21 protein-coding genes are annotated in these 21,120 nt (G+C 66.7%); 8 read left to right on the top strand and 13 right to left on the bottom strand.

Features of this window, described 5'->3' with window-relative positions:
- Nucleotides 1-10: 10 nt before the first annotated feature.
- The 3 genes from ACZK13_RS00870 to aceB form a co-directional block, all read right to left on the bottom strand.
- Nucleotides 11-1,051, bottom strand: coding sequence for a GGDEF domain-containing protein (locus tag ACZK13_RS00870; RefSeq protein WP_253145767.1), 1,041 nt, complete (start codon nucleotides 1,049-1,051; stop codon nucleotides 11-13).
- A gap of 420 nt (nucleotides 1,052-1,471) precedes the next feature.
- Complete coding sequence (aceA, locus tag ACZK13_RS00865; protein ID WP_004135729.1) at nucleotides 1,472-2,773, bottom strand: isocitrate lyase; 1,302 nt, start codon at nucleotides 2,771-2,773, stop codon at nucleotides 1,472-1,474.
- Between the two features lie 64 nt (nucleotides 2,774-2,837).
- Nucleotides 2,838-4,475, bottom strand: coding sequence for a malate synthase A (aceB, locus tag ACZK13_RS00860; RefSeq protein ID WP_253145769.1), 1,638 nt, complete (start codon nucleotides 4,473-4,475; stop codon nucleotides 2,838-2,840).
- Between the two features lie 110 nt (nucleotides 4,476-4,585).
- On the opposite strand from aceB, the gene ACZK13_RS00855 reads away from it, so the two are divergent.
- The 4 genes from ACZK13_RS00855 (at nucleotide 4,586) to ACZK13_RS00840 (ending at nucleotide 8,015) form a co-directional block, all read left to right on the top strand.
- Nucleotides 4,586-5,554: a LysR family transcriptional regulator gene (locus ACZK13_RS00855; RefSeq protein WP_253145778.1), complete on the top strand. Its 969-nt coding sequence runs from the start codon at nucleotides 4,586-4,588 to the stop codon at nucleotides 5,552-5,554.
- A gap of 508 nt (nucleotides 5,555-6,062) precedes the next feature.
- Nucleotides 6,063-6,263 carry a hypothetical protein gene (locus ACZK13_RS00850; RefSeq protein ID WP_049459104.1) on the top strand — a complete coding sequence of 67 codons (201 nt, stop codon included), beginning with the start codon at nucleotides 6,063-6,065 and terminating at the stop codon, nucleotides 6,261-6,263.
- A gap of 18 nt (nucleotides 6,264-6,281) precedes the next feature.
- A complete protein-coding gene (locus tag ACZK13_RS00845; protein WP_478482153.1) occupies nucleotides 6,282-7,025 on the top strand; it encodes an IS110 family transposase in 744 nt (247 codons plus the stop codon).
- An 81-nt stretch (nucleotides 7,026-7,106) separates the two neighbouring features.
- Entirely contained in the window at nucleotides 7,107-8,015 is a 909-nt protein-coding gene (locus tag ACZK13_RS00840) for a LysR family transcriptional regulator (RefSeq protein WP_253145741.1), read from the top strand.
- A gap of 90 nt (nucleotides 8,016-8,105) precedes the next feature.
- Here the strand turns inward: ACZK13_RS00840 and ACZK13_RS00835 are convergent, their stop codons facing one another.
- Both ACZK13_RS00835 and lepB read right to left on the bottom strand, forming a co-directional pair.
- Entirely contained in the window at nucleotides 8,106-9,356 is a 1,251-nt protein-coding gene (locus tag ACZK13_RS00835; RefSeq protein WP_478482150.1) for an MFS transporter, read from the bottom strand.
- A gap of 123 nt (nucleotides 9,357-9,479) precedes the next feature.
- Nucleotides 9,480-10,106, bottom strand: a complete 627-nt coding sequence (gene lepB / locus ACZK13_RS00830; RefSeq protein WP_253145736.1) for a signal peptidase I — start codon at nucleotides 10,104-10,106, stop codon at nucleotides 9,480-9,482.
- A gap of 182 nt (nucleotides 10,107-10,288) precedes the next feature.
- On the opposite strand from lepB, the gene ACZK13_RS00825 reads away from it, so the two are divergent.
- Both ACZK13_RS00825 and ACZK13_RS00820 read left to right on the top strand, forming a co-directional pair.
- Nucleotides 10,289-10,690, top strand: coding sequence for a hypothetical protein (locus ACZK13_RS00825; protein WP_021203742.1), 402 nt, complete (start codon nucleotides 10,289-10,291; stop codon nucleotides 10,688-10,690).
- Nucleotides 10,691-10,693: 3 nt separating this feature from the next.
- Nucleotides 10,694-11,140: a 3-dehydroquinate dehydratase gene (locus ACZK13_RS00820; protein WP_004153636.1), complete on the top strand. Its 447-nt coding sequence runs from the start codon at nucleotides 10,694-10,696 to the stop codon at nucleotides 11,138-11,140.
- Between the two features lie 182 nt (nucleotides 11,141-11,322).
- Here ACZK13_RS00820 and dcp read toward each other — a convergent pair whose 3' ends face one another.
- The 3 genes from dcp to arfB all read right to left on the bottom strand — a co-directional run bounded on the left by dcp (nucleotide 11,323) and on the right by arfB (nucleotide 14,629).
- On the bottom strand, nucleotides 11,323-13,479 hold the full coding sequence (gene dcp / locus ACZK13_RS00815) for a peptidyl-dipeptidase Dcp (RefSeq protein WP_032130469.1): 2,157 nt from the start codon (nucleotides 13,477-13,479) through the stop codon (nucleotides 11,323-11,325).
- Between the two features lie 111 nt (nucleotides 13,480-13,590).
- A complete protein-coding gene (locus ACZK13_RS00810; RefSeq protein WP_223276957.1) occupies nucleotides 13,591-14,151 on the bottom strand; it encodes a lysophospholipid acyltransferase family protein in 561 nt (186 codons plus the stop codon).
- 46 nt (nucleotides 14,152-14,197) lie between these two features.
- Nucleotides 14,198-14,629, bottom strand: a complete 432-nt coding sequence (gene arfB, locus ACZK13_RS00805; protein WP_253145734.1) for an alternative ribosome rescue aminoacyl-tRNA hydrolase ArfB — start codon at nucleotides 14,627-14,629, stop codon at nucleotides 14,198-14,200.
- Nucleotides 14,630-14,763: 134 nt separating this feature from the next.
- On the opposite strand from arfB, the gene ACZK13_RS00800 reads away from it, so the two are divergent.
- Nucleotides 14,764-15,291, top strand: a complete 528-nt coding sequence (locus ACZK13_RS00800; RefSeq protein ID WP_125895907.1) for a DUF2059 domain-containing protein — start codon at nucleotides 14,764-14,766, stop codon at nucleotides 15,289-15,291.
- 75 nt (nucleotides 15,292-15,366) lie between these two features.
- On the opposite strand, the gene ACZK13_RS00795 is transcribed toward ACZK13_RS00800, so the two are convergent.
- The 4 genes from ACZK13_RS00795 to ACZK13_RS00780 form a co-directional block, all read right to left on the bottom strand.
- Complete coding sequence (locus ACZK13_RS00795) at nucleotides 15,367-16,134, bottom strand: pseudouridine synthase (RefSeq protein WP_430541993.1); 768 nt, start codon at nucleotides 16,132-16,134, stop codon at nucleotides 15,367-15,369.
- Nucleotides 16,135-16,251: 117 nt separating this feature from the next.
- Nucleotides 16,252-16,830 carry an O-methyltransferase gene (locus ACZK13_RS00790; RefSeq protein ID WP_253145724.1) on the bottom strand — a complete coding sequence of 193 codons (579 nt, stop codon included), beginning with the start codon at nucleotides 16,828-16,830 and terminating at the stop codon, nucleotides 16,252-16,254.
- 5 nt (nucleotides 16,831-16,835) lie between these two features.
- Nucleotides 16,836-18,491: a ubiquinone biosynthesis regulatory protein kinase UbiB gene (gene ubiB / locus ACZK13_RS00785; protein ID WP_125895904.1), complete on the bottom strand. Its 1,656-nt coding sequence runs from the start codon at nucleotides 18,489-18,491 to the stop codon at nucleotides 16,836-16,838.
- Nucleotides 18,488-19,123, bottom strand: a complete 636-nt coding sequence (locus ACZK13_RS00780) for a ubiquinone biosynthesis accessory factor UbiJ (protein ID WP_132808782.1) — start codon at nucleotides 19,121-19,123, stop codon at nucleotides 18,488-18,490. The genes ubiB and ACZK13_RS00780 overlap by 4 nt, the downstream gene beginning before the upstream one ends.
- A 538-nt stretch (nucleotides 19,124-19,661) precedes the next feature.
- Here ACZK13_RS00780 and ddlA point away from each other — a divergent pair.
- Complete coding sequence (ddlA, locus tag ACZK13_RS00775) at nucleotides 19,662-20,756, top strand: D-alanine--D-alanine ligase (RefSeq protein WP_253145722.1); 1,095 nt, start codon at nucleotides 19,662-19,664, stop codon at nucleotides 20,754-20,756.
- Between the two features lie 146 nt (nucleotides 20,757-20,902).
- Here ddlA and ACZK13_RS00770 read toward each other — a convergent pair whose 3' ends face one another.
- Nucleotides 20,903-21,058, bottom strand: coding sequence for a DUF1328 domain-containing protein (locus ACZK13_RS00770; protein ID WP_004153593.1), 156 nt, complete (start codon nucleotides 21,056-21,058; stop codon nucleotides 20,903-20,905).
- Between the last annotated feature and the right edge of the window lie 62 nt (nucleotides 21,059-21,120).

Raw genomic sequence — 21,120 nt, 5'->3', positions numbered from 1 at the left:
TCTCTCCCGATCAAGGTATGTCCGCTGCATCCACCCAGCGCAGGCAGTTGCCACCATCGCGCTTGGCCTGGTACAGCGCGCGATCCGCGTTGGCGTACCACTCGCTCCAGCCCGCCTCCGGCGCCAGCAGGCTGGCACCGATGCTGACCAGGCTGACGTGCGGCGTGCCATGACTGCGTTCGAGCAGGCCATGCACCGCGCTGAGGATGAACTCGGCCGCGTGCTGCACGATCTCATGGTTGCCACGGCGCAGGATCAGGCAGAACTCATCGCCGCCGAGGCGGCAGGCCAGGTCCTGCTCACCGGCCATCGAGCGCAGGATGTTGCCCATGCTCTGCAGTACACGGTCGCCGGCCTGGTGGCCGTGGCGATCATTGATCTGCTTGAAGCGGTCGCAGTCGATCAGCAGCAGTGCCTGCGGCAACCCTTCGCCATCGGCGCGGCATTCCTGCAGGTACAGGGTGAGGCCACGACGGTTGTGCAGCCCGGTCAGTTCATCGGTACGTACCAGTTCACGGGTGTGGGTCAACTGGTGGGTGGTGATGTACAGGTTGTCCAGCGCGGTTTCCAGATCGTGGTTGCGCCGGCGCAGCTGGCTGATCAGCGCCTGCTCATTGGTCAGCACGCGCATGATCGTACGGCGCAGGAAGTAGGCGACCAGGCCGGGATCGGATTCCACCAGGCGATGGAAGTCGGCCGGGCCCAGCTCCAGTACTTCACAGTCGGCCAGCGCGCGTGCACTGGCGCTGCGCAGGTGATCGCCGACCAGCAGGCCAAGCTCACCGAAGAACTCATGCTGGCCGAGCGTCTTGATCACCAGGTCCTCTCCGAAGTCCAGTTCGATCTGGCCTTGGAGGATCACATACATCCGTTCGCCGCGATGGCCACGCTGGAACAACCACTGTCCGGCATGAAGCTTGCATGGACGGGCAAATCTGGCGAACAATGCAACCTCGGCAGCGGAAAGCAGCGCGTGCACGATCTCGGCCATCGCCACCCGGGCGATACCTGACGTCACATCACTGTTCTCGGCCGCACCCCTGCCGGTCATTCCCTGCACCCGCCGCCAGCGTCCCCTGGTGAGCCGCGGAGCATAGCACCGCTTTAAAGTGTGCGCCCTATCTCATTTTGACCCGTCTGCCGATCTTGATTGATGTGAAGATCGGTGGTGGCCCGTTCTGGTCACGGGTGTCCGGGCAAAACCCCTGCTGGATCAATCCGATGCTGGATTTCACAGGCTTTCGGCCAAGTTGCCGGCACGCGGGGGTGCGCCTGATTGACGCTGGCTGCGCGCTGCTCCCTTGCATCGATACAACAACGCCGGCAGGTCCCCCGACCGGCCGGCGTTGTCTGGCCCTTCCCTGGCCACCCTGATCGGATTCCGAAGCTTCGGTAGCGCCGGCCGCTGGCCGGCTTCCCTGTGGTGCCCGAAGGATCACGCGGTTGCCGGCCAGCGGCCGGCACTACCGCATCACGCCGCGCGTTCGCTGCGCCCGCCGTGGAACTGCTCTTCCTCGGTCGAACCGGTCAATGCGGTGGTCGACGACTGGCCCTGCTGGATCGCCTGGGTCACCGCATCGAAGTAGCCGGTGCCAACCTCACGCTGATGCTTGACCGCAGTGAAGCCGCGCTCGGCCGCTTCAAACTCGGCTTCCTGTAGTTCCACGAACGCGCTCATCTGTCGACGTGCATAGCCGTGGGCCAGATTGAACATGCCGTAGTTCAGCGCATGGAAGCCGGCCAGGGTGATGAACTGGAACTTGTAGCCGTAGCTGCCCAGCTCCTTCTGGAACTTGGCGATGGTGGCGTCGTCCAGGTTCTTCTTCCAGTTGAAGCTGGGCGAGCAGTTATAGGCCAGCAGCTTGCCGGGGAACTTCGCATGGATCGCCTCGGCGAACTTGCGTGCGAATTCCAGGTCCGGCTTGCCGGTCTCGCACCACACCAGGTCGGCATAGGGCGCATAGGCCAGGCCGCGGCTGATCGCCTGGTCCAGGCCATTACGGGTCTTGTAGAAGCCTTCCACGGTGCGCTCGCCGGTGGCGAACGGCTTGTCGTTGCCATCGATGTCGCTGGTCAGCAGATCCGCGGCCTCGGCATCGGTACGCGCCACCAGCAGGGTCGGCACGCCCAGCACGTCGGCGGCCAGGCGCGCGGCGTTGAGCTTCTCGATGGCCTCGCGGGTCGGCACCAGCACCTTGCCGCCCATGTGGCCGCACTTCTTCACCGAGGCCAGCTGGTCTTCGAAGTGCACGCCAGCGGCACCGGCCTCGATCATCGCCTTCATCAGTTCGAACGCATTGAGCACGCCGCCGAAACCGGCTTCCGCATCGGCCACGATCGGCTGCAGGAAGTCGATGTCGTCCTTGCCTTCGGCGTGGTGCAGCTGGTCGGCGCGCAGCAGCGTGTTGTTGATGCGCTTGACTACCGCCGGCACCGAATCGGCCGGGTACAGCGACTGGTCCGGGTACATCTGCCCGGCCAGGTTGGCGTCGGCCGCCACCTGCCAACCGGACAGGTAGATCGCCTTCAGGCCCGCCTTGACCTGCTGCATGGCCTGGTTGCCGGTCAATGCACCCAGCGCGTTGACGAACTCGCGCTCATGCAGCGACGCCCACAGCTTCTCCGCACCCAGGCGGGCCAGCGAATGCTCGATGTGGACGGTGCCGCGCAGGCGCACCACGTCAGCGGCGCTGTAGTTGCGCTGGATGCCTTCCCAACGCGGGTTGGTATCCCAGTCGTGCTGGATCTGTTCGGCAGTGGGCAGCTTGCTCATGTCTTTCTCCAGTTCGGTTCGTGCGTGCAGCGGGGAGGGAAACGGCAGGAAACGCGGTCGGCGATCAGTCGATGCGCGCGTAGGCCGGCAGGGTCAGGAAATCGGTGAGCTCTTCGCTGCGGCTCAGTTCGCCGAGCAGGGCGATGGCCTCGCTGATGCGCGCGCCACCGGGCAGCGCGGCGGTATCGCCCAGCCGTGCCGGCAGCTGCGAGAGGGTGGAATCCAGCAGCGCCAGGTCGATCGCAGTGCCATCGTCCAGCTGCTGGCCCGGCGTATGCAGCCACTGCCACAGCTGGCTGCGGCTGATCTCGGCGGTGGCCGCGTCCTCCATCAGGTGGTGGATCGGCACGCAGCCGTTGCCATCCAGCCACGCCGCCAGATAGCGCACGCAGACTTCCACGTTGCCCTCAAAGCCGGCACGGGTGATGGTGCCCGTCGGCCGCGCGATCAGTTCGTCGCGGCCGACGCGCACATCCTGGCGCAGCACGCTGTGCTGGTTCGCGGTGGGCATGTGTTCGTCGAAGATCACCATCGCCACCGGAATCAGCGCCGGGTGCGCCACCCAGGTACCGTCGTGGCCGGCAGTGACCTCGCGCAGCTTGTCAGCACGCACGCGGGCCATCGCCTGCTCGTTGGCAGCGGCATCGTTGTTGATCGGAATCTGCGCAGCCATGCCGCCCATCGCATGCGCACCGCGGCGATGGCAGGTCTGGATCAACAGCTCCGAATACGCCTTCAGGAACGGCTGGGTCATGGTCACCTGGCCGCGTTCGGGCAGCACGCGGTCGGCATGGCGGCGGAAGGTCTTCAGGTACGAAAAAATGTAGTCCCAGCGCCCGCAGTTCAGGCCGACGATGCGGTCACGCAGCGCGTGCAGGATCTCGTCCATCTCGAACACCGCCGGCAGCGTTTCGATCAGCACGGTCACCTTGATCTGGCCGTGCGGCAGGCCGAGCATGCCTTCGATGTGCGACAGCGCGGTCTCCCACAGCGCCGCCTCTTCCATGCTCTGCAGCTTGGGCAGGTAGAAGTACGGGCCGCGATCCTTGGCCTGCAGGGTGCGGGCGTTGTGGAAGGCGAACACCGCCGCGTCGAACAGGCCACCAGCGATGAACTGGCCATCGATGCGCACGTGCTTCTCGTCCAGGTGCCAGCCGCGCGGGCGTACGATCAGCACCGCCTGTTCGTCGAACGGGCGCAAGGTGTAGTGCTTGCCGGCCTTCCCGTTGGATGCCGGTGCGGTGTACTCGAGATCGCCACGCACCGCGGCGGCCAGCGACTGCTGCCCGGCCAGCAGGTTGCGCCAGGTCGGCGAGGTCGAATCCTCGAAGTCGGCCATGAACACCTTGGCGCCGGAGTTCAGCGCGTTGATGACCATCTTCGGGTCGGTCGGGCCGGTGATCTCGACACGGCGGTCCTGCAGCGCCGCCGGCAGCGGGGCAACACGCCAGTCGCCGCTGCGGATCGCGGCGGTGTCCTCGCGGAAGTCCGGCAGGCCGCCCTGGTCGAAGAACGCCTGGCGCACGCGGCGCGCCTGCAGCCGTGCCTGCCGGCCCGGTTCCACCGCACGGTGCAGCGACACCAGCAGGGCCAGCAGCGGCGCCGGCAGCAGGGTGTCCTGGCCGGCCACGCGGGTCGCCAGGGCGATGCCGGGGGTGGCCTTGCTGGCGGGGGTGGGAACAGCGGAAGCGACGGCGGACATGGGGCGACTCCAGCGGTGGGGGAACGCCTCCACGGTGCCGTCGGCGCCGAGTATTTGGCAAAACAGTTTTTGCAATGCTCTACATAAGTTGTGCTAATACTTGTGACACGATGAGCACACGCCCCCCGCCAAGTCCGCGTTTTTCTTACAAATCCGACCGGTTGAAGCCGCTGCGCGCGTTCTGCCAGACCGTGCGCCTGGGCTCGGTCTCACGGGCGGCTGAGGCGCTTTTCGTCAGCCAGCCGGCCATCAGCCTGCAGTTGCAGGCCTTGGAGCGAGAGCTGGGGGTGCCGTTGTTCGAGCGCAGCGGGCGCCGCCTGGTGCCCAGCCGCGAGGGCCAGCTGCTGTACGAGATGGCGCAGCCACTGGTAGAGAGCCTGGACGGGCTGGAGGCGCGCTTCCGCGACAAGGTGCGCGGCCTGGACGCGGGCGAGCTGAACATCGCCGCCAACAGCTCGACCATCCTGTACTTGCTGCCGAAGATCGTCGAACGCTTCCGCCTGCACCATCCCGACGTGCGCCTGACCCTGCACAACGCGATCAGTGCCGACGGCACCGACCTGCTACGCGAGGACGCGGCCGACCTGGCGATCGGTTCGATGACAGACGTGCCGGCCGACCTCAGCTACGCCCCGGCCTACCGCTTCGAGCAGGTGCTGATCGCGCCGCACGACCATCCGCTGGCCAGTGGCGGCGAGCTGGAGCTGGCCGACATCGCGCGCTATCCGCTGGTGCTGCCGCCGAAGCGGCAGATCACCTACCGCCTGGTGGACCAGGTGTTCCAGCGCCACCGCATCGCCTACACCGTGGCATTGGAAGTGGGTGGCTGGGAGGTGATCAAGCAGTACGTGGCGATGGGCATGGGTATTTCCATCGTGCCGGCGCTGTGCCTGAACGAGGCCGATCGCGAGCGGCTGGCGGCGCGGTCGATGAAGCGCTGGTTCCCGGAACGCAGTTACGGGGTGATCGTGCGCCGGGGCAAGGCGTTGTCGGCGCAGGCGCGGGCGTTCATCGAGCTGATCCAGCCGGAGTTGTTCAGCCCGCGCGATTACGACCAGAGCGGGCATTCCGAGCGGTGAGGGTGTGCGGCAGGGCTGCGCCCTGCACCTGCCGAAGCCGAAGCAACGGCAACAGCGGGCTATCCGTGGGATGGCGGGGCGGCGTGGGTGGGCAGGACACGCCGTAAACCCGTCCATGGGGGCTCGATGGCGCCATCCATGGCGCCAACGGTCCTGCCCACCCACGCCGTCCCGCCTCTGACAGATTCCCGCGATCTGTCGGGGTCGGATCCCGTTGCTGCGCAATGGGCTCTGACCCCCGCTGCAAATGATCGAAACCGGATTTTGTAGAGTCGAGCCATGCTTGTATGTTCCTCCCGGCTCCTACGCGGTATGTAGGAGCCAGGGTGGAGGGACCGTCAAGCATGCATCTGCGGATACTAGCCGACAGACGAGTCGAGCGATCCCCATCCCGCACACGAACGTCGATAAAGGATCGTACGGCCCCCAAAGGGGATCGTCGATGTAGGCAAGCTAACGTCGGTGCGGTACCACCCCAGCCCCTTAAAGATAGCTGGGAGCCGTACAAATGTCTGATTCTCTCGATATTGGCGTGGACGTGGACTCCAAGGAGTTCGTACCGGCAGTGGCCGACCGCAAGGCCGGCGACAGGATCGCCAACACCCGGGCCGGCATAGCCCAGTGGCTCAACACCTTGCCCCAGCGATGCCGGATTGGCATGGAGGCGACGGGGCGGTACTACGAGTTGTTGGCTCGGATGGCTGGCTAGGCAGGCCACGTTGTCTATGTGATCAATCCACGTCTGATCAAGCACTACGGCCGGGCGACGGGCTCGCGTGGCAAGACGGACGCCATGGACGCCGAAGCGATCGCCCGGTACGTGAAGAAGGAGAACGATCGCCTGCGTGAATACGTACCGCGTACCGACGAGCAGCAGCAGATGCACGATTTGCTGCGCAAGCGGCAGACGCTGGTAAAGACACGCGCGCGCCTGGAGCAATCCTTCGGGGTAAGCAAAAGTGCCCCCGGGGAGCTGTCAGATCTGTTCTGCGCTCTGGCTGGGACGCTGTCCGAGCTGGAAAGCGAACTGCAGCGCTTGGGTCGCGATGGAGAGCATGGCACGCTCTACAAGCGCCTGTTGACCATCCCTGGTGTCGGCCCTGCCGTCGCCGCTCACCTGATCTACTACATGACGCGCTGGCCGTTGGCCAACGCCAACGCGTGGATCGCCTGCACCGGCCTGGATCCCCGGCCTAACGAGTCTGGCGGCAGAACGGGACGGCGTAGGCTGTCCAAACAGGGCGCGCCAGTGCTGCGCCAGATGCTCTACATGGCCGCCATGGGGCTCAAGCGGTGTCGTCGGGGGCAACCGCTCTACGACGAGCTGTCAAAACGCGGTCACCCCAGCACCGCCGTCTTCAACATCCTGGCCAGAAAGCTGGCCAGGATCGCCTGGGGTGTCTTCAAAAGCGGCCGGGACTTCGATCCGGCCATGCTGAAGGTGGGTCAAGCCTGCTTCCAGCAGGCTTGACCACGAACATAGGATCTCGACTGGCGGAAAAGCGATCGAAGAAGGCGACAAGCCCGGTGCCGGTCTGGCTAGACTGGACCCATGTCCATCGAACTCCGCCATCTGCGTTACTTCCTCGCCGTTGCCGATACGCTGCACTTCGGACAGGCGGCGGAGCGGCTGGGCATGTCGCAGCCACCGCTCAGCCAGCAGATCCGCCAGCTGGAAGACCTGATTGGTGCGCGCCTGTTCGTGCGCAGCCATCGCCGCGTGCAGCTGACGCCTGCGGGCGAGCTGCTGCAGGAACGTGCACGCGCCATCGTGCAGCAGGTGGAGACTGCGGTGGACGAGGTGCAGCGCGCGCAGCGCGGCGAGCAGGGCGAACTGCGTATCGGCCTGACCCGGGCCACGCCACTGTCACCGCAGATTCCGCGTTCAATCCTGCGCTACCGCCAGCAGTACCCGCAGGTGCGGCTGCAGCTGAGCGAGATGAACACCCTGCAGCAGATCGATGCACTGCTCGATGGCAGCCTGGACGTGGGCATCATCCGCAAGCGTGCGCTGCCGCCGGAACTGGTGGCGCACAGCCTGTTCGTCGATCCGCTGGCGTTGATCGTGCACGCCGACCACCCTGCCCTGCGCCGCCTTTCGAAGCAGGGCACATTGGCCCTGCGTGATTTCGCCCAGGAGCCGTTCGTGGCGTTCCGCCGCAGTGCCGGTGCCGGCATCCACGACCACATGATCGCGCTGTGTGCGGCGGCGGGATTCACCCCGCGCATCGTGCAGGAGGCGGGCGAGGCATCGACGCTGATCAGTCTGGCCGCCGCAGGCCTGGGCGCAGCGATCCTGCCGTCGTCCTGCGACCACATCCGGGTGGAAGGCGCGCGCTTCGTAGCGCTGGCCGATGCCGGTGCGCATTCGGAAGTGCAGCTGGCCTGGCATCGCGAGGGTGTGACGCCGCTGATCCGCAATTTTGCTGGTCTGCTGCGCGAGGCGTTCGCGGAAGGGTGAGGCGCAACTCACCCGGTAGCGGCCAACCTTGGTTGGCCCACGGCCACGGCGCCGACCAAGGTCGGCATCTACCAGAGCAGGTTCACGCCGTCACCGGCTGAGGGGCGCGCGCTGCTGCAGCGCCCAGACGATGCCACCGCCGATCAGGGTCAGCACGGCGGCGAACAGGCACACGCCCAGCCAGTCCCACGCTGCATAGGCCAGGCCACCCACACCACCGAGCACGCTCGAACCCAGGTAGTAGGCGAACAGGTACAGCGCCGAGGCTTCGGCGCGCATCGCGCCGGCGCGGCTGCCGACCCAGCTGCTGGCCACCGAGTGACCGCCGAAGAAGCCGAACGTCACCAGCGCGATACCGAGTGCCATCGCGCTCAGCCACGGCATCGCCAGCAGCACGATGCCGGCACCGATCAACGCGAACGAGATCGACAGGATGCGGCCGCGACCGTAGCGCGTGGCCTGCTGGCCCATCCACGCCGAACTGAAGGTACCCACCAGGTACACGCTGAAGATCAGCCCGACCACGGTCTGGCTGAGGTGGTACGGCGGCGCCAGCAGGTGATAGCCGAGATAGTTGTAGAGGGTGACGAACACGCCCATCAGCACGAACGAGGTGGCGAACAGCCACGGCAGGCCCGGGTCGGCGAACAGCGTGCGCCAGCGCGACGGCAATTGGCGCAGGCCATCGCGGCGCGGGTGGAAGTGGCGCGACGGCGGCAGCTGCAGCCACAGCAGCACGGTACTGGCGATGGCGATGATCGAAACCACGCCGATGCCCCAGCGCCAGCCCCAGTGGTCGGCGATGATGCCGGCCAGCAGGCGCCCGCTCATGCCACCGATGGCGTTGCCGCCGATGTACAGGCCCATCGCCAGGCCCAGCGCGCGGCTGTCCATTTCCTCGACCAGGTAGGTCATCGCCACTGCCGGCACGCCGCTCAACGCCAGGCCGAGCAGGGTGCGCAGTACCAGCAGCGTGGTCCAGTCATCCACCAGTGCCGTGCACAGCGACAGCGTGGCCGAGGCCAGCAGCGCGGCGATCATCAAAGGACGGCGGCCGACCGCATCGGAGAGCAGGCCGGCCAGCAGCATCGCCACTGCCAGCGTGCCGGTGGTCAACGACAGCGACATCGCGCTGCCGGCGGCGGACACGCCGAAATGACGGCTGAACTCCGGCAGCAGCGGCTGCACCGTGTAGAGCAGGCCGAAGGTGGAGAAACCGGCCAGGAACAACGCGAGCGCGGTGCGGCGGAAGGCCGGTGTGCCCTGCTGGATGCGGGTCTCGGCGATGGGATCGACAGTGGGGGGGCGGCGTTCGACGGCCGCCGCGGTTTCGCCAGTCATGGGATCGATGGGCCGGTGGGGCGGCCAAGCGTGGGAGGGAACGGGCCTCAGACTAGGCCCGTCCATCCAGTCGATCCATAACCTGATAGGTCAGGATTGATACATAAGAAGTATCAATTCAGCTTACAGACGCTGCCACTCGAAACCGTCGCCACGACGGTAGTACACCGCCACGGCGCGGCCGTAGAGCTTGTCGGCGTCAACGAAGCCGAAGAAGCGACCGTCGAAGCTGTTGCCGCGGTGGTCACCCAGCACCAGTACCTTGCCGTCCGGCACCACCAGGTCAGCGATGTCCGGACCGCCGCCCATGTCCAGGTCGAGGCGGGCACGGCGCTCGCCGAAGGCTTCCACGTCCTGCAGGTCGGCGGTCTGCAGCGGCTGGCCGTTGATGCTCAGATGGCCTTCGCGCAGCTGCACATGATCACCGGCCACTGCAGCCACGCGCTTGATCAGGCGGGTGCCGTCGGCCGGCGAGTCGAATACCGCCACTTCGCCGCGCTGCGGGGTGCCGGTCGCCATCAGTTCCTTGCCGGTAAACGGCAGGCGCAGGCCATAGGCGCGCATGTCCACCACCACCCGGTCGCCGGGCTGCAGGGTCGGCTGCATCGAGCCGCTGGGCACCACGTAGTGGTTGGCGAGGGTATCGCGGGCGGCGGCGAGCAGGCCAAGCATCACCAGCAACGGCAGCGCCTCCTTCTTCAGCCAGACCAGCGCGCGTTCGGAAAACGGGGGGCGGGCAACAGCATCCATGACAGGCTCCGAGCAAGTGGTAGCGCTATCAGACCACATCCGGGCGCAGGAGGTTCCCGGTAGCGCCGGACACGGGTTACGCAGGTTTTACGCCCCGGCCCGGGCGCGGGCATCGCACCTTTACGGCCACCGCGCGCATCGTGTGCCCACCGCGCCACAGGGCGCATTCCGCAAGGTGTTGTATGACCCTCCTGGTGATCCGCCACGCATCTTCGTCGGCGCCGCGTCCGCAGCTGCCGGCGCAGCTGGCCGGCCATCGCGTGCTGTGCAGCGACTGCGCCAGCCTGTCTGAAGTGCGCCAGTGCCTGTGCCAGCCGCAGGCGCGCTCGGCCGACTGGGTGCTGCTGGATGTCGGCGTGGCCGACGAGGCGCAATGGCAGGCCGAGGGCGGCGCGCTGCAGGCGGCGCTGGAACGGTTGCCGGCGCAGTACATCGAACTGCAGTCACCCAGCGAACCCGGCCTGGATGCGCGCCTGCGCCTGCAGCATGGTCCTGCTGCGGTGGTGGTGGACCAGCGCAGCCAGCAGGCGGGGTATCCATTGTCGCTGGCCATTGTCGGCCGCCGTCTGGCACAGGAGGGCTGAGCCATGTCGATCTTCATCATCCGTGGCCCGGAAGCGGCCGGTGCGCTGATCCGCACGGCAATGCCGTTGCCGGCACCGGTACTCAAGTCACTGGTGCATCGTGCGATCGACGCCGGCACCAGCGTGGCGATCCGTGCCTGTGGTTCGGAACAGGAACTGCTGGACGCGCTGCGCGTGGCCGACCACAGTCGCGGCGAGGTGACCCTGCTGGATCCGGGTGCGTGTGCCAACAGCCTGCGCCTGCAGCGCCTGCTGCCCTACCTGCACAACGCCTATGTGGAAGTGCATGACGACGGTGCAGTGGCCGAGCCGTGCCTGCCGGCCGGTGTCGGCCAGCGCCTGGGCATCGCCGCTGGTTACGGCGCGCAGAGCTATGTGCTGGCGCTGGATATCGCGCTGGATCACCTGGGCCTGGCCGAGCAGGCGAACCGGGTGCACGTGGGGACGTAACGTTGTTTGTAGAGTCGAGCCATGCTCGACTGGTTTTTCATCGAAAGGCAGCCGAGCATGGCTCGGCTCTACAAGGGCGGGAATCGCAGCCGAGCGTAGGCTCGGCTCTACAGAAGAATGTCGAGCAAGCTCGACGCTACAGAAAGAAAAACGGCGGGGTTGCCCCCGCCGTTTTCGCTTTCTTATTTCAGCCCGCGGAACTTCAGCAGCGGTTCCACCGACGGGTCCTTGCCGCGGAAATCGCGGTACAGGGTCGACAGCTCCACGCTGTTGCCGCGCGAGAGGATCTTGTCGCGGAACTCCTGGCCGTTGGCCGCGGTCAGGCCACCGTGTTCGGTGAACCACTGGTAGGCGTCATGGTCCAGCACTTCGGCCCAGAAGTAGGCGTAGTAACCGGCCGAGTAACCGCCACCCCAGATGTGATCGAAGTAGGTGGTGCGGTAACGCGGCGGCACCTGCGGCAGGTCGACCTTGAACTTCTTCAGCGCGCTGGCTTCAAAGGCGCCGACATCCTGCAGCGGCGCATCGGCCTTCTGCGTATGCCAGGCCAGGTCGAGCAGCGCGGCCGACAGGTACTCGGTGGTCGCGTAGCCCTGGTTGAAGCTGCGTGCCTTGAGGATCTTGTCGACCAGTTCCTGCGGCATCGCCTCGCCGGTCTTGTAGTGCTTGGCGTAGTTGGCGAACACCTTCGGATCCAGCGCCCAGTGCTCGTTGAACTGCGACGGGAACTCGACGAAATCACGCGAGGTGGCGGTACCGGCGATCGACGGGTACTTCACGTTCGAGAACATGCCGTGCAGCGCATGGCCGAACTCATGGAACATCGTGGTCACGTCGTCGAAGCTGATCAGCGCAGGCTGGCCGGCGGCCGGCTTGGTGAAGTTGCAGACGTTGTAGACCACCGGCTTGGCACCGGTCAGGCCGTCCTGTTCGACGAACACGTCCATCCAGGCACCGCCGGACTTGCTGTCACGCTTGAAGTAGTCGGTGTAGAACAGGGCCAGCGAGGTGCCGTCCTTGTCGAACACTTCGTACACCTTCATGTCCGGGTTGTAGGTCGGAATGTCGGTACGCGGCTTGAAGGTGATGCCGTACAGCTGGGTGGCGGCGTAGAAGACGCCGTTCTGCAGCACGTTGTCCAGTTCGAAGTACGGCTTGATCTGCGACTCGTCCAGATCGTACTTGGCCTTGCGCACCTGCTCGGCGTAGAAGTCCCAGTCCGAGGCAGCGACCTGGAAACCACCCTTCTGCGCGTCGATCACCTTCTGGATCTCGCCGGCCTCGGCGCGCGCCTTGGCGGTGGCGGCCGGCACGGTGTCGGTCAGCAGCTTGAGCGCGGCGGCCGGGGTCTTGGCCATCTGGTCGCCCAGCTGGTAGTCGGCGAAGGTGTCAAAGCCGAGCAGCTTGGCCTTCTGCGCACGCAGCTGGGCCAGGCGCTGCACGGTCTGCCGGGTGTCGTTGGCATCGCCACGCTCGGCGCGGGTTTCCGAAGCCTTCAGCACGGCGGCACGCTGGTCGCGGTCGCTCAGCGAGCCGAGCACCGGCTGCTGGGTGGTGTTCTGCAGCGGCAGCAGGAACTTGCCATCCAGCTTGCGGTCCTTGGCGGCGTTGGCGGCGTTGTTGATCGCGTCCTCGTCCAGGCCGGCCAGCTTGGCCTTGTCGTCGACAACGACGGCCGCAGCGGCGGTGGCGGCCACCAAGCGGGTATGGAACTGGGTGGAAAGGGTGGTCTCTTCCACGTTGAGCTTGCGCAGACTCGCCTTGTCGGCATCGGACAGCTGCGCACCGGCGCGCACCAGGCCGTCGTAGTAGTGCTCGACCAGGCGCTTCTGCACCGGGTCCAGCTCCAGCGTGTCACGCTGGTCGTACAGCGACTTCACGCGCGCGAACAGCTTCGGATCGAGGTTGATCTCGTCCTGGTGCGCGGCCAGCTTCGGCGCCACGTCTTCCTGGATCTTCTGGCGCGCATCGTTGGTATCGGCCTGGACCAGGCCGAAGAAGATGCGCGACACACGGTTCAGCGTCTCGCCGCTGCGCTCCATCGCCACGATGGTGTTGTCGAAGGTGGCCGGCTCGCTGCTGTCAGCGATCTTGCGCACGTCGGCCAGGTGCTGGCGCATGCCTTCTTCGAACGCCGGCAGGTAGTCGCTGTCCTTGATCTTGTCGAACTGCGGCGCCTGGAACGGCAGCGTGCTGGCGCTCAGCAGCGGATTGGTGGAGGCTTCGGCCGGCTGCTGGGCCGGGGCTTTCTGGGCATCGGACACGGGGGTGGACTCCTTGCCGGAACAGGCCGCCAGCGCCAGGCTGATGGCGGCGGCCAGGACTACGGTACGCGACATGTAAAACACTCCTTGGGCAGACGGTACGGGATACCAGCCCTCCACCCTACTCCTGTCGCGCTCGCCCGGCATGTGCCGGACGTGGCGTCTATGCGGCAGCCTGCGGCCGGCTCAGACCGTACCGCGGGTCTTGCCGATCCAGGGCCGGTAGAACTCGCGGATGGCGGCCATGTCGGCGGCGTCATCGCCGGTCGGCGTGAACAGCGGGCCGATGCCGATGGTCTTCTCCGGGTAGTGGAAATACGCGGCCAGGATCGGCACGTCGGCCATCCGCGCGATCTTCAGGAAGCCGGCCTTCCAGTCCTTCACGGCCTTGCGGGTGCCCTCGGGCGTGATGGCGAACCACATCTTCTCGTTGTTGCGCAGCAGGTCCACGGCCTGGCCGACGGTGCCCTGCGGCGAGCTGCGGTCCAGCGGGATCACACCCAGCTTGTGCAGCAGCGGGCCGAGCGGCCACCAGAACAGCGATGCCTTGCCCAGCACCTTCACCTTCATGCCCAGCGCGATCTTCGCGGCCATGCCCCACAGGCCATCCCAGTTGGACGAATGCGGGGCGATGATGAAGACCAGCCTGGGGATGTCAGGCAGGGTACCGGTCACCTTCCAGCCGCCCATGCGCAGGGTGCAGCGCGCCAGCCAGCGCAGGAAGGCGTTGGGTTTGACCTGCGGCATCTGCGGCGGCACGGCCGGCAGCAACGAAGTCGGGTTGTTCAAGCAATCACTCCCAGTCACGTGATGAGCGCCCGCGCTTGATCTGCGCGCGCCCGCGTTTGGCGTCCAGACGACGCAGTTTCGACCCGAGGGTCGGCTTGGTGGTCTTGCGCGGCTTGGGCACGCTCAGCCCGGCCTGGATGAAGGCCGCCAGCCGATCGCGCGCATCCTCGCGATTGCGATCCTGGGTCCGGAAACGTTGCGCGTCGATGACCAGCACGCCTTCGCCGGTCATGCGCCGGTCACGCCGCGCCAGCAGGCGCGCGCGCAACGGTTCGGGCAACGAGGGCGAGTTGGCCACATCGAAACGCAGTTCCACCGCGGTGGAGACCTTGTTGACGTTCTGGCCACCGGCGCCACTGGCACGCACGAACCGCTCGACGATCTCGCCGTCGGGGATTTCAAGCTGCGCGCTGATGGTGACCGGTCCACTGCCCATCCGCGCATTGTAGCGGCAGCCACGCACCGGAGTGCGGCATCGCGCCCCGTATGCCGCCGATCAGGTACCGAACACGCCGCCTTCGCCTTGGCTGCGGGTATGCTGGCCGTCCCATGTACTGCAGGAAGCCCCGCATGACCCGCACCGTACCCGCCCTGCCGTCCCTGCTGCGCCGCGCTGCCCTGCTGCTGGCGCTGGCCGTGGCGAGCGTTCCGGCCCTGGCCGCGCCGCCGACCGATGGCGACATCAACCGCCTGCTGTCGGCCTCGCGCGCGCAGAGCATGATCGACACCATGCTGCCGCAGATCGAGGCGATGCAGCAGCAGCAGTTCCAGCAGGTGGCCGCGCAGCGCCAGCTCAATGCCCAGCAGCAGGAACAGCTGAAGCGGATCCAGGCGCGGACCAGCCAGACCCTGCGCCAGGCCCTGTCGTGGCAGCAGCTGCGACCGATGTACGTGGACCTGTACAAAAAGACCTTCAGCAAGGAAGACGTGCTGGCGATGGCCGAGTTCTACGAGAGCGCGGCCGGCCAGAGCCTGCTGGACAAGACCCCGGCGCTGATGCAGAACGTGATGGTGGCAATCCAGGCGCGCATGCAGCCGCTGTTCGCGGACCTGCAGAAGGATCTGGAAGCGATCGTCAACGAGCCGGAAAAGAAATGAGGTAGTGCCGGCCGCTGGCCGGCTCCCCATTACATATGGAATCGCGCAGATGCCGGCCAGCGGCCGGCACTACCGTCAATCGGTATCCACCTGCCAACCGAACAGGTCCAGCGCCTTCTGGAACCCGCCGTCCAACGGCGCACGCACGTCCACCGTGCCACCGTCCGGATGCGGGAAGCGCAGGCGCTCGGCGTGCAGCAGCATGCGGTGCACGCCCTGCATGCGGAAGATGCGGTTGTGGCGGCCATCGCCGTGGCTGGTGTCGCCGATCATGTGATGCGAGAGGTGCTTGAGGTGCCGGCGGATCTGCCGGAAGCGTCCGGTCTGCGGCTGGCAGCGCAGCAGTGCGTAGCGCGAGCTGGTGAATTCACCGACCGGCACCGACAGCTCGCCGGTGGCCAGGCGCTGGAAGTCGGTGATCGCCGGCTTTTTCACCGGCTTGCCCGGGCCGCCGTCCAGATCATGATCGACCTGCCAGGCGAGCTCGGCCGGCCAGCCCCGGCAGACCGTCAGGTAGTCCTTCAGCACTTCGCCGCCCATCAGGGCCTTGCCCAGCGCACTGGCGGTATCGCGGTCGAAGGCCAGCAGCAGGCAGCCACTGGTGGCCCGGTCCAGGCGATGCACGAGGAAGATCGGGCGGCCCAGCTGCTCGCGCAGGCGGTCGGCCAGGAAGTCGTCTTCGCCACGAGCCAGCTTGCTGTCGTGGACCATCAGCCCGGCAGGCTTGTTGACCACGGCCAGGCGCTCATCCAGGTGCAGCAGCTGCAGGGGCACGGTGTCGGTCTCGACCGCGGCGAGGGTATCGGGTTCGGTGCTCACGGCAGGATTATCGGGGCTGGGCACTGAATGGGGTAGAGCCGGCCGCTGGCCGGCTGTCTCCGGGCAGTCGGATGGCTGCGGTTGCCGACCAGCGGCCGGCAACAGCGTGCCAACCAAGGTTGGCACCTACCTGTAGAGCGGTCAGGCGCTGCGCACGGCCAGCAGCTCGCCGTTGCCCACCGGCACCAGGCTGGTGCTGAAGTCCGGATCAGCGTCCAGCAGCACGCGCAGCGGTTGCATCTCTTCCGCATGCGAGGTGGCGTTGTCCACCACCAGCAGGCCACCCGGGCGCAGCACACGACGCAGCTGCGGCCACCAGCCGGCGTACTGCCCGCGGTCCGAATCGAGGAACAGCAGGTCGATGCAGGCATCGGCGGCCTGCGCCAGCCAGAGCCCGGCATCGTCGTGGACCAGCGTGATGCGATCGGCCAGACCACTGCGCGCGAAGGTATCACGCGCCATCGCCACCTTGTTCTCGGCGTATTCCAGCGTGGTCACGTGGCCGTCGATGGCGGCGGTTGCCTCGGCCAGCCACAGCGTGGAATAGCCGTTGGACGTACCGATTTCCAGCACCCGGCGAGCGTTGCCGAAGCGCACCAGCACCGACAGGAATTCACCGGTGTCGGGCGTGATGTTGAGCATGCGTCGGCCGCGCTCGCTCTCGCGTGCGTCGTTGTCGGCGCCGAAGCGGATCAGTTCGTCCTTGAGTGCCTGCAGCATGGGGCCTACTTCCACCACGCGCGCAGCAGCGCCACTGCGCCGACCGCACCGGACAGCCAGCTCCACGCCGGCACGTCGCCCCAGTACCAGCCCGGCGGCTGCAGCACATACATCAGTGCAGCGATGGCCAGCAGGCCGACACCGGTGATCGCGCCGACCGCATGCTTCTGCAGGCGCTGCACGCTGGCATCCAGTGCGGCCAGGTCGCGCGAACGCATCGACAGTTCGTGGCGGCCTTCCACCTGCTGGGTCAGCCAGGCGTGCACCAGGCGCGGCATGTCCGGCGCATGGGTCATGATTTCCGGCAGGCGCTTGCCGATCTCGCGTACCACCCGGCGCGGGCTGTAACGCTCGCGCAGGATCTTCGCCAGCACCGGCTTGGCCACCGCCCAGATGTCGATCTGCGGGTCGAGCTGGCGGCCGACGCCTTCGATGTTCAGCAGGGTCTTCTGCAGCAGGATCAGCTGCGGCTGCAGGGTCAGCTGGTAACGCTGGGCCACGCGGAACAGCTTCATCAGCACTTCGGCCAGCGAGATCTGCGACAGCGGCCGGGTGAAGTACGGCTCGCACACCGAACGCACGGCGGCCTCGAGGTCATCGATGCGCACGTTGTCCGGCATCCAGCGCGCCTGCACGTGCAGTTCGGCGATGCGGCGGTAATCGCGGTTGAAGATGGCCATGAAGTTCTCGGCCAGGTAGTACTGATCTTCCTGCGAGAGCTGGCCCATGATGCCGAAGTCCAGCGCGATGAAACGCGGGTTGGCGCGGCGCGCCGGATCGGTGTCGACCCAGATGTTGCCGGCGTGCGCATCGGCGTGGAAGAAGTTGTCGCGGAACACCTGGGTGTAGAACACCCGCACGCCCTTGGCGGCCAGCGCCTTGCGGTCGATGCCGGCCTTGTCCAGTGCGGCGATGTCATCGGACGGGATGCCCCACACGCGTTCCAGGGTCAGTGCCCGCTCGGCGGTGTGGCTCCAGATCACTTCCGGCACGTACAGATCGTCGCTGTTTTCCCAGAAGCGGCGCAGCACGCTGGCATTGGCGCCTTCGCGCTGCAGGTCCAGCTCGGCAGCCAGGGTGTTCTCGACTTCGGCCACCACTTCGCGCGGGCGGATCTTTTCGGCGCGCGGGTGGGTGCGCTCGACCAGGGCAGCCAGCGAATTGAGCAACGCGATATCGGCGTCGATCTGCTTCTCGATGCCCGGGCGCAGCACCTTGACCACCACCTGGCGGCCATCGGCCAGCGTGGCTGCGTGCACCTGCGCGATCGAGGCCGAGGCCAGCGGTTCGGTATCGAAGCTGGCGAAGGCCTCGCTGACCGGCAGGCCCAGCGCTTCCTCGACGATGCGACGCGCGGTCTCACCATCGAACGGCTTGACCCGGTCCTGCAGCAGGGTCAGTTCATTGGCCACATCCGGCGGCACCAGGTCGCGGCGGGTGGACAGGATCTGGCCGAACTTTACGAAGATCGGGCCCAGATCCTGCAGCGCCAGACGCAGGCGTGCACCGCGCGACTGAGCGGCGATGTCGGCCGAGGCGCGCGGCACGAACGGCTTGGCCAGGCGCAGCCAGCGCTCGGCGGGAGTGCCCTGCAACAGGTCGTCGAGGCGGTAACGCAGGATCACCCGGCCGATGCGGCTGGCACGCAGCACGGCCTTCATGCGGCACCCCGCAGACGCTGCACGCGTGCACCGAGGCGTTCGACGTCGTCGCGCAGCACGTCCACATCGTCGTGGAAGGCATCCAGCTCGGCACGCGGCACCACGTCGCGCGATTCCTCGGTGATGAACTCGGCGGCGCTGTGGGCCAGGTCGATCGCGCCCTGGCGCGCGTGCTGAAGGGCACCGCGCAGGGTGTTGGCCACCTGCACGCCCAGCACCTCGCCGAACACGCTGACGAAGGGCTGCTGCCAGTCCGGGTCGAAGCCCTTGGCCAGCTGCTGCAGGCGACGCGCCAGTTCGGCATCACCGGCCACGCGCACGCGACCCTTGCCGTTGTTGTCGCCGCGCCGTGCGTTGGCCAGCAGCGGCAGCTGCGCCAGCACGCCGGCCAGGCTGCTGCGCACGGCCAGGTCGGCTTCCTGCGCGTCCACCGGGCCGACCCGCAGTGCATCACCGTCGACGCTGATGCGCATGGCCAGCGACGGCGCTTCCAGGGTCAGGTCGATGTGCCGGCCGTCGAGGCTGGCCAGTGCATGGCGGGTATCCGGATCCAGCGCCAGCGCGCGGTTCAGGGCGATCTGCAGGGCGCGGCCAGCGACCGGCTTGAGGGACTTGAGCAGGGAGAGAGCCATGTGCGCATTCTACCTGCGTGGGTGGGGGGCTTGGGCCGGGCTGCCGCCCGGCACCCGCAGAGGCGACTGCCAGAGCAACATCAAAGGCTGGCTTCCTGTGGAGAGGCGGGGTGGGTTCGGTTGCGGGGGCCGCTGCAAGTACGTCCCTGTAAGCTCGGTCGCCGCTTGCTCGTGTGCGCTGTCCTGCGCACACGGCAAGACCGGGGTTGGGCGTCCTGCCCAACCCGCCCGAGGCATGCCTCGGGCCCATGCGGCTCACGCCCCCGCAACCGGACCCACCCCGCCTTCGACAGGTTCCTGCGATCTGTCAGGCTATCCGGGGTCGGATCCCGTTGCTGCGCAACGGGCTCTGACCCCAATGCTGATGGCATCTCGCGTTGGTGGATGCCGACCTTGGTCGGCGCTGGATTTCCGGGGGTGCCAACCAGGGTTGGCCGCTACTCGAGCCGACCGTCAGGCGGTTCATCTGTGCCTCACCTGTGCGTCAATGGAAGGTTCATGCTGTACGGCCACGCAACGCACAGGACATCGCAACACCATGGCACGGACCCGGGTCGGCATCATCTTCGGGGGCAAGTCCTCCGAGCACGAAGTTTCGCTGCAGTCGGCGAAGAACATCCTCGATGCGCTTGATCGCGAGCGCTTCGAGCCGGTGCTGGTCGGTATCGACAAGCAGGGCCAATGGCATCTGAGCCAGCCGGATACCTTCCTGATCAATGCCGATGATCCGTCGCGCATCGCGCTGCATCGGTCCGGCACGTCGCTGGCGGTACGCCCGGGTGCTGAGCAGGCACAGCTGCAGCCGTCCGATGCGGCCAGCGCGCTGGGCCAGATCGATGTGGTACTGCCGATCGTGCACGGGCCGCTGGGCGAGGACGGTGCGCTGCAGGGGCTGCTGCGCATGGCCAACCTGCCTTTCGTCGGTTCTCCGGTACTGGGCTCGGCGGTGGCGATGGACAAGGACGTCACCAAGCGCCTGTTGCGCGACGCTGGCCTGCAGGTGGCGCCGTGGCTGTGCATCCGACGTCACCAGGCCGCTGACGTTGATGTCGATGCGGTGATCGCGCAGCTCGGCCTGCCGTTGTTCGTGAAGCCGGCCAACCAGGGTTCGTCGGTGGGTGTGAGCAAGGTCAAGGATGCGGCGGGCTTCGCCGAGGCACTTGCATTGGCGCTGCGCTATGACCACAAGGTGCTGGTCGAATCGGCGGTGGTCGGCCGTGAGATCGAGTGCGCGGTGCTGGGCAACGAACAGCCGCAGGCCAGCCTGTGCGGCGAGGTGGTGGTGCACGACGAGTTCTACGCCTACGACACCAAGTACATCAACGAGGATGGCGCCGAGGTGGTGGTGCCGGCGGATATCGATGCTGCAACCCAGGCGCGTATCCAGCAGATCGCGCTGCGGGCCTACCAGGCGCTGGAGTGTGCGGGCATGGCGCGCGTGGATGTGTTCCTCACCGCAGACGGCGAGATCGTCATCAACGAGGTCAACACGCTGCCGGGCTTCACCCGCATCAGCATGTACCCGAAGCTGTGGGGCGCCAGCGGTGTGGACTACACCACGCTGATCACGCGCCTGATCGAACTGGCGCTGGAGCGTCATGCAGCCGATCGCGGATTGCACAGCGCTGTGTAGCAGCGCTCTCTGTAGAGTCGAGCCATGCTCGACTGCTTTTCATGAGTCGAGCATGGCTCGACTCTACAAAGATGCGTGCCGACCAACGGTCGGCACCCACCGGAAAGAGCAGTGCCGGCCAGCGGCCGGCACTACCCAGCGGTCTTCTAGCCGCGCTTGCGGAACATCGAAATCACTGCCAGTACCAGGAACACAACGAACAGGATCCAGGCGATGTTGCTGGCGGCACCGGCGATGCCGGAGAAGCCGAGCACGGCAGCGATGATGGCGATGACGAAGAAAATAACGGCGTAATGCAGCATGGTGCTCCTCGCAGATGTCCGGGCCGTTGGATGGCGTGGGTCCATCCTCCCGATCTGGCGGT

The organism is Stenotrophomonas sp. 99219_Sma, from assembly GCF_056480785.1.
Note: the sequence above shows the minus strand (reverse complement) of the source record. Positions and strands in the feature narration are given on the sequence as shown.